Origin of the sequence: Herbaspirillum sp. (assembly GCF_035644555.1) — a bacterium.
Taxonomy (GTDB): domain Bacteria; phylum Pseudomonadota; class Gammaproteobacteria; order Burkholderiales; family Burkholderiaceae_D; genus Herbaspirillum.
This window is the reverse complement of sequence record NZ_DASQOH010000074.1, coordinates 37,573-47,833: the sequence shown is the minus strand read 5'-3', so window position 1 is coordinate 47,833 and position 10,261 is coordinate 37,573. Positions and strand designations below refer to the sequence as shown.

At 64.6% G+C, this 10,261-nt stretch carries 9 protein-coding genes and 1 pseudogene; 5 read left to right on the top strand and 5 right to left on the bottom strand.

All coding sequences use genetic code 11. The features are described 5' to 3' along the window. Positions 1-8: 8 nt before the first annotated feature. Positions 9-953 (bottom strand): LysR family transcriptional regulator, encoded by a 945-nt coding sequence (locus VE092_RS21055; protein WP_324879895.1) that lies wholly within the window; start codon positions 951-953, stop codon positions 9-11. A 112-nt stretch (positions 954-1,065) separates the two neighbouring features. On the opposite strand from VE092_RS21055, the gene VE092_RS21050 reads away from it, so the two are divergent. Then, positions 1,066-1,860, top strand: coding sequence for an alpha/beta hydrolase (locus VE092_RS21050; RefSeq protein WP_324879894.1), 795 nt, complete (start codon positions 1,066-1,068; stop codon positions 1,858-1,860). A gap of 320 nt (positions 1,861-2,180) precedes the next feature. Here the strand turns inward: VE092_RS21050 and VE092_RS21045 are convergent. Then, positions 2,181-2,348, bottom strand: a pseudogene (locus tag VE092_RS21045) (NAD(P)H nitroreductase); the annotation flags it as partial. A 129-nt stretch (positions 2,349-2,477) separates the two neighbouring features. Here VE092_RS21045 and VE092_RS21040 point away from each other — a divergent pair. The 4 genes from VE092_RS21040 to VE092_RS21025 all read left to right on the top strand — a co-directional run bounded on the left by VE092_RS21040 (position 2,478) and on the right by VE092_RS21025 (position 4,951). After that, positions 2,478-2,714: a hypothetical protein gene (locus VE092_RS21040; protein WP_324879892.1), complete on the top strand. Its 237-nt coding sequence runs from the start codon at positions 2,478-2,480 to the stop codon at positions 2,712-2,714. A 215-nt stretch (positions 2,715-2,929) separates the two neighbouring features. Further along, positions 2,930-3,553: a DUF5666 domain-containing protein gene (locus VE092_RS21035; protein ID WP_241811754.1), complete on the top strand. Its 624-nt coding sequence runs from the start codon at positions 2,930-2,932 to the stop codon at positions 3,551-3,553. 10 nt (positions 3,554-3,563) lie between these two features. Next, entirely contained in the window at positions 3,564-4,178 is a 615-nt protein-coding gene (locus VE092_RS21030) for a cytochrome b/b6 domain-containing protein (RefSeq protein ID WP_324879891.1), read from the top strand. Next, positions 4,175-4,951 (top strand): molybdopterin-dependent oxidoreductase, encoded by a 777-nt coding sequence (locus VE092_RS21025; RefSeq protein WP_324879890.1) that lies wholly within the window; start codon positions 4,175-4,177, stop codon positions 4,949-4,951. Before VE092_RS21030 ends, VE092_RS21025 begins: the two co-directional genes overlap by 4 nt. 207 nt (positions 4,952-5,158) lie before the next feature. On the opposite strand, the gene VE092_RS21020 is transcribed toward VE092_RS21025, so the two are convergent. From VE092_RS21020 to VE092_RS21010, 3 genes are read right to left on the bottom strand one after another with little or no spacing between them, the layout of a single operon-like run. Next, entirely contained in the window at positions 5,159-6,652 is a 1,494-nt protein-coding gene (locus tag VE092_RS21020) for a TolC family protein (protein ID WP_324879889.1), read from the bottom strand. A 58-nt stretch (positions 6,653-6,710) separates the two neighbouring features. After that, on the bottom strand, positions 6,711-8,054 hold the full coding sequence (locus VE092_RS21015; protein ID WP_324879888.1) for an HlyD family type I secretion periplasmic adaptor subunit: 1,344 nt from the start codon (positions 8,052-8,054) through the stop codon (positions 6,711-6,713). Further along, a complete protein-coding gene (locus VE092_RS21010; RefSeq protein ID WP_324879887.1) occupies positions 8,051-10,249 on the bottom strand; it encodes a type I secretion system permease/ATPase in 2,199 nt (732 codons plus the stop codon). The genes VE092_RS21015 and VE092_RS21010 overlap by 4 nt, the downstream gene beginning before the upstream one ends. Positions 10,250-10,261 lie beyond the last annotated feature (12 nt).

Below are 10,261 nucleotides of genomic sequence, written 5' to 3'. Positions count from 1 at the left end.
GGTTCACATTAATTCTGCGATGCGTTGCCGGGGGGCGTCGCGGTGTCCTGGATCTCCCACGGCGGATGATCACCGAACTCCTCGGCAAGATAATCGACAAAGCGGCGGACCTTGAGCGGAATTCCTCGCGCGCTCGGATAGACGGCCTGGATGGTCAATGCGGTGGTTCGGTAATCCGGCAGCAATGCAAGCAGGCGCCCCTGCCTGATGTGCTCACCGAAAACGAAGGCCGGCCCGTAGCCCACTCCCGCGCCCGCCAGCACGCAAGCCAGGAGCATCTGCATATTGTTAGCCGTCACGCGGCAGGGACCGTCGAGGCGATGTGCTTGTCCCGCTGCATCGATGAATGTCCAGTCGCCGGCGGAGACTGCGTCGCTGAAGGCCAGCCGCGGCAGGCGCGACAAGGCCTGAGGCGTGGCGGGCAGGCCATGCTGCGCGATGAAGCCGGGGGAGGCACAGGCGATCATGCGGCAGGGTGCCAGGCGGCGTGTGACCAGTGCGGGATCGTCGAGCTTTCCGATGCGGATCGCCACGTCTACACCTGCCTCGATCAGATCGACATAGCGGTCGCCGAGTACGACCTCGACGTTGACCTCCGAGTGATCCGCAAGATAGCGCGCCACGACCGGGCCCAGATGCATCGCGCCGAAGGTCAGCGGCACCGCCACGCGAAGCATGCCGCTTGCGCTCCCTTGCGCAACAGTCACTTCGCGGTTCGCCTCATCGAATGCCGCGAGGATCTGGCGGCAACGTTCGTAATACCTCCGACCCACATCGGTGAGGCTCAGGCGACGCGTCGTGCGTTGAAACAGACGGGCGCCAAGCTCCTTCTCGATCTGGCTGACGTGCTTGCCCGCCATCGCCGGCGACAGCGCGAAGCGCCGCGCCGCCCCGGCAAAACTGCCTTCCTCTACCGCTGCCACGAAGACATTCAGGCTCATCAGTTTATCCATGCCGCTCCCTTATTCGATCATGCTGGTATCGACTACCGCTAACAAATTGGCGATTATAACTTTTGGCAATCTAATCTATCGTGGAGTCTCCCCATCACCAAGGAGCAGAGAAATGCATATCGAAACCAACGGAACACGCATCCATGTGGCCCAGCAGGGCAGCGGCGAACTGGCGCTGGTGTTTCTGCACTACTACGGCGGCTCGTCGCGCACCTGGGATGCGGTGGCCGCGCAAATGGCGCACCGCTACCGCATCGTCGCCACTGACCATCGCGGCTGGGGCCGCTCTGATGCGCCTGCTGACGGCTACCGGATTGCCGACCTGGCCGCCGATGCCGAGGGCGTCATTGCCGCACTGGGACTGCAGCGCTATGTGCTGGTCGGCCACTCCATGGGCGGCAAGGTGGCACAGCTGGTGGCCTCACGCCGGCCGCACGGACTCGAGGGGCTGATTCTGGTGGCACCGTCCCCGCCCTCGCCCATGCTGCTTTCCGCTGAACAGCGCGCCATGTTGGTAGGTGCCTACCAGACGCGCGAATCGGTGGAGTTCGTGATCGATCATGTGCTGACGGCACAACCGCTGACGGCGGCCCGCCGCTCCCAGGTCATCGAGGACAGCCTGCGGGCTGCGCCTCAGGCCAAGCACGCCTGGCCCAACGTAGCGATGGCAGAGAACATCGCCACGGAGGTGGCTACCATCGAGGTGCCCACGCTCGTTATTTCTGGCGAGCACGATCAGGTCGACCGGGTCGCGACGCTGCAGGCAGAGCTTTTGCCGCGCATTCCCCAGGCCAAGCTGCACATCCTGCCCGGCGTAGGCCATCTGTCGCCGCTGGAAGATCCGGAGGCGGTGGCGCAGCAGATCGAGGGCTTCGTTGACGCGCTGGCGAAGACGAAGCGGCAGTAAGCGACGGGCGCAGACTAAACGTCGCAATCAACGCACCAACATGCAACCCGCCGCAGGTGTCGCGCTGATGCACCGAAGAGTCTTTTCAAATCAAAGCACTGTGGATTTTTCACCAGATGTTTTAGGGCGCGAGGGGAGACACATAACGGCTCCCGCCTTCGGGCGAGGCATGATGGCCGCGAAGCCGTTGCCGCTCCTGCTGTCCGCTTCGGGCCAATAATTCGCGAGATAGCCAGATGGCGCGGCCGATGAAAGGCATCGCGCATCACGTCCCCCTATCGGCGGTAGAGGGTCATCTTGTGAAAATAGCTCTACTACGCTCATAGGAAAGTAAAGACCTGCTCTCGCGGCAAGCGCGACTTCGGCAGCTTGGCGTTGAAGTCGCTATCGGTGTGATAGCCGAGACTGAGTAGCACCAGGCTGGACAGGCCCTTTTCATTCAAACTGAGTTCCGCGTCCAACGCGGCCGAGTCAAAACCTTCCATTGGGGCGACTCTACTGAAATCCTTTTATCGACTCCAGCGGCTCGTCGAGATTCGTTGTGCCCCCCTTATTGGCCGCCATCGACCAGAAGCAAATCCATTCTCAACTACTGCGCATTTTTAACCGGAGATCCCGTGGAAAAGGAAGAACCGATGAGCAACCAGGATACCACCACCGCCGCCATGCAATACATCATGACGATGCTGCTTCAACGATTGGACGCGACCGGCGCCGTCAAGCTCGACGAGCTGATCGCGGGAGTGCAGAGCGATCTTCAGGCGAGCAGCGATCCGACTCCCGCCGTGCAGGAGACCTTCAAGGAAACACTGAACATCCTTCGGTTTGCCAGGAACTGTGGCATCGGCCAGTGAAATGCCAAGCTGGGCATTGTCGATCCATCAGAAAGGGAAGTTTTCGATAAGGCCTCAGACCTGGCGCAATCCCAAGGGCGGTTGAGCGCGTCTCAGGATGAGACTATTCGGATCGCTCCAAAGCTGACATTTTTGTCATTCAAATGTCATGCAAATGACTCCTTTGCGTGACTAGCATGAGTCTTTTTCCAACCCACTCAACTGGTCAGGATCTCATGAGCGCATCCCTTCGCAACCTCGTCCATGGCATCGCTGTATCCGCCATCTTCGCCACCTCAGCCTCCTTTGCACAAGCGCCCGCACCCGCTGCCATGGCCGGTATCCGCGGCGCCATCGTTTCCGTTGCCGCCGACAAGCTGGTCGTCAAGAGCAACCGCGGCGGCGAGCAGACCATAGCCCTCGACAAGGACACCCGCGTCGCCGCCATCTCGCTGGCCAACATCAACGACATCAAGCCGGGCAGCTACATCGGCGCGGCCGGCATCCCGCAGCCGGACGGCTCGCAGAAGGCGCTGGAAGTGCACGTCTTCCCGCCGGCCATGGCCGGCACCGGCGACGGCCACCGTCCGTTCGACCTGGCGCCCAACAGCACCATGACCAACGGCACCGTGGGTGACGTGGTGGCCAGCAACGGCCGCACGCTGACCTTGAAATACAAGGGTGGAGAGAAGAAGATCGTGGTGCCGGACGACGTGCCCATCGTCAACATCGAAGCCGGTGAACGCTCCATGCTGGTGGCCGGTGCCAAGGTGGTGGTGCGCGCCCGCAAGAACCCTGATGGCAGCCTGACCGCCGCTTCGGTCAGCGTCGGCCGCAACGGCATCACGCCGCCGATGTAAGAGGCACACAATGTCCGCCAGGCTTGCTCTTCATCCAATGGCGGTGCGCATCGCCCACTGGCTCAACGCCTTCGCCATCGGCTGCATGCTGACCAGCGGCTGGGGCATCTACAACGCTTCGCCGATCTTCGGCTTCCGGTTTCCGGCCTGGATGACCCTGGGTGGATGGCTGGGCGGTTCGATCGCCTGGCATTTTGCCGCGATGTGGCTGCTGGTGCTCAATGGCCTGTTCTATCTGGGTTATGGCGCGGCCAGCGGTCATTTCCGTCGGCGCCTGCTGCCGCTGCGCGCGCGCGATGTGGTGGCCGATGCCACCAGTGCCTTGCGTTTTCGCCTGCCGCATCATCCGGGTGCCTATAACGCTGTACAGAAATTGCTGTACTGGGGAGTCATGCTGCTGGGCGTCGTCGTGGTCTTGTCCGGCCTCGCCATCTGGAAGCCGGTGCAGCTGGAGCCGCTGTGCAATTTCTTCGGCGGCTTCGACTTCGCACGCAAGGTCCACTTCATCGCGATGGCGGGTATTGCCGCGTTCGTGGTCGTGCATCTGGCATTGGTCGCCATCGTACCCAAGACCCTGTTGCCCATGCTGGTCGGGCGCGGGCATACGCAAGGAAACGTGCAATGAGCCGGCCGGACGAAAAACCTCCCCGCCCAATCGAGAAGATCCGACTGGCCGACCACCGCACGTCGCTGGTGAAGGTGGAGCGTCGGCTGTTGCTGCGCTCGGCGCTGTCGCTGGGCGCACTGTCAATGCTGGCCGGTTGCGACCTGCAGGACAACGATAGTGTCGACAAGGCGCTGTGGGCCATGTCGCGCTGGAACGACCGGGTCCAGGCGCTGCTGTTCCGTGGCGACAAGCTGGCGCCGACCTATGCGGCGAGCCAGATCACCAACCCTTTCCCTTTCAACGCCTTCTACGACCAGGCCAGTGCGCCCGACATCGATCCCGCTGACTGGCGCCTGGAAGTAAGCGGCATGGTCGCCGACAAACGGCCGTGGACGCTGGAGCGCCTGCGCGCCTTGCCGCAAGCCGCGCAGATCACGCGCCATATCTGCATCGAAGGCTGGAGCGCCATCGGCCAGTGGTCGGGCGCGCCGCTCAAGCTTTTCCTACAGGCCATCGGTGCCGACCTGTCGGCCAGATACGTGGGCTTCAAGTGCGCCGACCGTTACTACACCAGCCTTGACATGCCCACCGCCCTGCATCCGCAGACCATCCTCGCGCTGGACTTCGGCAAGGAGCCGCTGCCGACCGAGTATGGCTTCCCGCTCAAGGTGCGGGTGCCGACCAAGCTCGGTTTCAAGAACCCCAAGCACGTCGCCGCGATCTTCGTGACCAACCAGAACCCCGGCGGCTATTGGGAAGATCAGGGCTACAACTGGTTCAGCGGCATCTGATCCTGATCACACATAACCGGCGTTGTGTTTCAGACCCGCCTCGATGAGGGCAATTCTTTGATTGACCTGCGCCGTGGAGGATGCCGTCAAATGAGCGAGCTCGGGTCTTTGACGCGCTGTAGAGGCCATTGAAGATGGCAGGTTCAGGGCGGCGCGTGAGCTGCACTTGCCGCCCTGCCCATGCTCTTCTTGTTGACCTGGGTTGACTCAAGGCCGGGCGTCGGCCGCGGCCACACTGCGTGACATCCGCCCGGCATTGGCCAGCAGGCGCAGGCGCGCCGAGCGCCATTCGGACTGCGCGCGGATGCGTTCCTGGCCAGCCTCGGACAGGGCCGCCTGGGCGTTGAGCATTTCCACGATGTCGGCGATGCCGCTATCGTATTTGCGACTGATCGCGTCCACCGAGGATTGCGCGGCCTCCAGCAGGCGGCGCGAAGTGGCCAGATTGCGCAGCGCGGCGCCGGCTTCCACGTGAGCGCTGGCGACTTCCCCCAGTACCTGGGTCTGGATCTCCCGCAGTTCGGCCTCCCGCAACTCGACCTGGGCTTGCGCACCGCGAACCTTGTAGGTACGCGAAAAACCGTCGAACAGCGGGATGTTCAGGCTGATGCCGACCGTGGTGTCGCGCGCGCCACGGCCGGCGCCGGGCTGGTCGGGGCGTCCATTGAGAGCGCGGCCGGCATTGAGATCGACGGTGGGCAGGCCTTCGGCGCGGGTGGCCCGCACCTTTTCCAGCGAAGCCTCCAGCTGGGCCTGGGCCGCGAGGATGGCCGGATGCTGCTGGCGCACCTGTTGCAGCCAATCTTGCAGATCCTGTTCCAGCTCAGAGGGATCATCATCGTCAGGCGGCGCCAATGTCAGGCCTTGCGGGACGTCGTCGGCGGCGATGCCCATGGCCGCCTGTAGCGCCACCAGCGCCTTTTGATACAGGCCGCTGGCGCGCGCGTGTTCCAGTTCGGCCCTGGCCACGAAGGTACGCGCCTGCAGGGTTTCCGGGCGCGAACCGACGCCGCGCTGCTCGCGCTTGACGGCGGTGGCCAGCACCGTGCGCGCCAGCGCCTCGCTCTGCGCCCGGGCCTGCCGGCTGGCCAGGCTGCTCTGGGCATCGAAATACAGGCTGATGACATTGGCCATGGCTTTTTGCAGGGCGGCGTCGTGGCTGGCACCAGCGGCCTCCAGCAAGGCATCGGCGGCGCGGTGATTGGCCCCGCGCGCCCCGGCATCCAGCAGACGCCAGCTCAGGGTCGCATACTGTGTGCGGCTCAAGCGTCCACTCTCCAGCGTCGGGCTGCTCTTGCTGTGGACCTGGCCGATACCGGCATTGATGGCGGGCAGGTAGGCGGCGCGCGCTTCGCCCAGCTGGGCGGCCTGCAGCTTGATCGCGGCCCAGGCGGCCTGCACCTGCGGATGACGGCACAACGCCAGATCGATGGCATCGGCCAGCGACAACGCCTGGCGCGGCAAGCCGGAGCTGACGCTGCAGGTCAGGGGCGCCCGCTCGCCGGGTAGCAGCTTGCCGCGCTCCAGCACCGGTGGCCGCGCCAGCAGCGGATCAGCCAGCGGCGTGGCCAGTTCCTCCAGCGCGGCGGCGTGTGTGGATGGCACAGGCACACCGCCGGAGAGCGCCAGGCTGAACAGGAGGATGGCGCCTCCCGTAAGACGATGGGATCGGTTTTGCTGCATGGGATTCAACTGTTTCATGGGCTTGCTTTCACGGAATGGCGGGTGATCGGGGTGGCGGGTGCGGCACAGGCCTGCCTCAGCGCTCGTGCAGGGCCTCGCGCTGATGGCGTAGCAGCGGCGAGAGCAGGTATTCGATGACGCGCCGGCTGCCGGTCCTGATCTCCACGTTGCTGGCAAGACCGGGCGCCAGCGCCACGCGCTGGCCGTCGATGACGATGCTGCGTTGGTCCAGCACGATGCGCACCGAATAGACCAGCCCGCGCTTGTCGTCCTGGATGGCGTCGCGCGAGACCTGCCTGACCCTGGCGCGCAGGGTGCCGTACTTGGTGTAGTCGTAGGCATCCAGCTTGACTTCGGCGTCCTGGCCGATCTGGACGAAGCCCACATCCTTGTTTTCCAGGAAGGCTTCGATCTCGACCTCCTTGTCTTCGGGCACGATCTGCATCAATGGCTGCGCCGCCGGCACCACGCCACCCACGGTGTGCACGCTCAATTGCTGCACCGTCCCGGTCACCGGCGCGGTGAGCCTGAGCAGGCGGCTGTGTTCCTCGGCGCGGCGCTGGTCCTGCTGCGCGGCTTCGATGATCTTCTCAGCCTCGACCCGGCTGTCATGGGCTTCCTTCTGGGTCTGCGCGATCAGCGCGGCGCGCTGGTTGCGGGCATCCGCGAGCTGTCCCTGCAGGTCGATACGGGCTTGCTCGCGCTCCAGCCAGGCATGCTGAGAAACGGTGCGGTCGGTCATCAGCGCCTGGTAGTCGCGGGCGCGCTGGGTGGCCAGCCGCAGCGCCGAGCCGTAGCGCCAGATCTCGTCGTCCAGGCGCGCCAAGCGGGCGCGCACGTCCTGGTACTGCCCCTGCAACTGGCTGCGTACCGAAGCCCACTGCGCCGCCGAGACCCCTTCGACCTTCCCCAGTTCGGGGCTGCGCTGCTGTTGCACGGCCTCCATCAGCGCCGCCGCCCGCGCGGCCTGCAGCCTGGCCTGGGCCACCGCGTCGGCGGCCTTGTCGCGTTCGGCATCGCTGTTGCTGGAATCGAGTGCGATCAGCAGGTCACCCGCCTCCACCCGCTGTCCTTCGCTGACGAACAAGCCCTTCACGCTGGCCAGGTCGACCGAGGCGATGGTCTTGGTCCGCGCGGTCGGGATGAGTTTGCCGTTGGCGCTGACGATGATGTCGATCTTGCCCAGCACCGACCAGGCCACGGCGAACACCACGATGCCCACCAGCAGGCGCGCGGTCCACAGCAGGGTGCGCGAGACCGGTGCTTCCTGCAGGGCCAGGGCGGCCGGCAGGAATTCAGCTTCCTGGTGGGTGTAGAAATCGCTGCGCAGCGCATGGCGCAGGCGCCAGAAGTGCAGGAACACGCGCAGGTAACGTCGCCCCAGGTCGCCCCAGGCTTGATGACGATGATGCAGACTCATGCCGGATCCTCCTCGGCGTGCGCGGCGCTGGCGGCAACAGGGGCATGGTGCTGCAGCCGGTACAGATGGGCGTAGATGCCGTCGGGCAGGGCCAGCAGTTCGTCATGGCGACCGCTTTCGGCGATACGTCCCTGCTCCATCACCAGGATGCGGTCGGCATCGCGCACCGCCGAGAGCCGGTGCGCGATGATCAGCACGGTGCGGCCAGCGCAGATCTGGCGCATGTTGTCCTGGATGATCTTTTCCGATTCGTAGTCCAGGGCACTGGTGGCTTCGTCGAAGATCAGGATGCCGGGGTTGGTGATCAGGGCGCGGGCGATGGCGATGCGCTGCCGCTGTCCGCCGGACAGACCGCTGCCCTGCTCGCCGACCACGGTGTCGTAGCCTTCGGGCAGCGCGCAGATGAATTCGTGGGCGCCGGCCAGTTGGGCGGCGGCGATGATGTCTTCGATGGGCGAGGCCGGATCAGCCAGGGCGATGTTCTCCCGTATCGAGCGGGAAAACAGTGTGCTCTCCTGCAGCACCACGCCAATCTGCCGGCGCAGCGAAGCGGTATCGATGACGGCGATGTCCTGGCCATCCACGCTGATGCGCCCGCTGTCGCAGAGGTACAGGCGCTGCACCAACCGCGCCAGGGTGCTCTTGCCGGAACCGGAGCGCCCCACCACGCCGATGACTTCGCCCGGTTTTACCTCCAGCGAGAGGGTGTGGATCACCGGCGGCATTTCCGGGCGGTAGCGGAAGGACACCTGGTCGAAGCTGATGGCGCCGCTGACCTGCGGCAGGCCGGTGCGTACACCGCTCACTTCGGCACGTGTATCCAGCACGTCGGCCAACCGGCTCATGGATACCCCGACCTGCTGAAAATCGTTCCACAGCTGGGCCAGGCGCAGAATCGGCGCGGCCACCTGGCCGGCCAGCATGTTGAAGGCCACCAGCTCGCCCACCGTCATCTCGTTGCCGACCACCTGCAGCGCGCCCAGCCACATGATGCCCACGGTCACCAGCTTGCTCACCAGGGTGACGCCGCCGCTGGCCAGCAGGCCGATGTGGGTGCTGCCCAGGCTGGCAGCCACATAGGCGGCCAGTTGCCGGTCCCAGCGTTGCTGCCAGCGTGGTTCCAGCGCCATGGCCTTGACGGTGTCCATGCCGGTCAGGGTCTCGACCAGGAAGGACTGGTTCTCGGCATTCCGGTTGAACTTGTCGTTGAGGCGGGCGCGCAGGATGGGCGTAAAAACCAGCGATAGCGCCAGATACAGCGGGATCGAGCCCAGCACCACCAGGCTCAGGGTCAGGCTGTACCACAGCATCACGCCCAGGAAGATGAAAGAGAACAGCAGATCCAGCACCAGCGTCATGGCATTGCCGGTGAGGAAGCTGCGGATGTTTTCCAGCTCGCGGATGCGGGCGATGGAATCCCCGGCGCGACGCACCTGAAAGTAGCCGATGGGCAGACTCAGCAGATGGGCGAACAGACGCGATCCCAGCTCGACATCGATCTTGCTGCTGGTGTGAGCCATCAGCGCGGTGCGGATGCCGGTCAGCGCGGCCTCGAACAGGGTGGCTGCCACCAGGGCCACGGCGATCACATTGAGCGTCATCATGGCGTGGTTGACCAGGACCTTGTCCATCACCACCTGGAAGAACAAGGGGGTGACCAGGCCCAGCACCTGCAGCACCAGCGAAATCACCAGCACCTCGGCCAGGATCTTGCGGTACTTGATCACCGAGGGAATGAACCAGGAGAAATCGAAGCGCGCCGACTCCCCCGCATAGCTGGCCCTGCTGGTGACCAGGATCACCCGGCCCGACCACAAGGTATCGAAGTCGCGTCGCGTCATCACCTGCGGCGCCTGGCCGGGCTGCTGGATCAGCAGTCGCAGCGTGTCGCGCTCACGGGGCGGCGCCGGTTCCACCTTGGCCAGCAGGAAGAAACGCCCGTGGCGATCGATGCCGATGGCCGGCAGCGGCGTACGCTCCAGCCGCGCCGGCTCCTGGCGGATGCAACGCGCGCGCATGCCCAGGGCACGCGCGCCCAGCAACAGCGTCTCCACGGAAAAGGGCTCACGCCCGAACTGATGCTGCAACTGCAGGGCATCGGCCGCGATGCCATGCAAACGCGCCATCATCATCAAACACTGCAAACCACTATCACTACCAACTGCTCGATCGAGATCCTTGTCGGCCTGATTCATAAATTCCCGGAT

Bases quoted from the DNA above. Each gene is read 5' to 3' on its own strand.
- VE092_RS21055 (WP_324879895.1), bottom strand. From the start codon at position 953: ATGGATAAACTGATGAGCCTGAATGTCTTCGTGGCAGCGGTAGAGGAA.
- VE092_RS21050 (WP_324879894.1), top strand. From the start codon at position 1,066: ATGCATATCGAAACCAACGGAACACGCATCCATGTGGCCCAGCAGGGC.
- VE092_RS21035 (WP_241811754.1), top strand. From the start codon at position 2,930: ATGAGCGCATCCCTTCGCAACCTCGTCCATGGCATCGCTGTATCCGCC.
- VE092_RS21030 (WP_324879891.1), top strand. From the start codon at position 3,564: ATGTCCGCCAGGCTTGCTCTTCATCCAATGGCGGTGCGCATCGCCCAC.
- VE092_RS21025 (WP_324879890.1), top strand. From the start codon at position 4,175: ATGAGCCGGCCGGACGAAAAACCTCCCCGCCCAATCGAGAAGATCCGA.
- VE092_RS21020 (WP_324879889.1), bottom strand. From the start codon at position 6,652: ATGAAACAGTTGAATCCCATGCAGCAAAACCGATCCCATCGTCTTACG.
- VE092_RS21015 (WP_324879888.1), bottom strand. From the start codon at position 8,054: ATGAGTCTGCATCATCGTCATCAAGCCTGGGGCGACCTGGGGCGACGT.
- VE092_RS21010 (WP_324879887.1), bottom strand. From the start codon at position 10,249: ATGAATCAGGCCGACAAGGATCTCGATCGAGCAGTTGGTAGTGATAGT.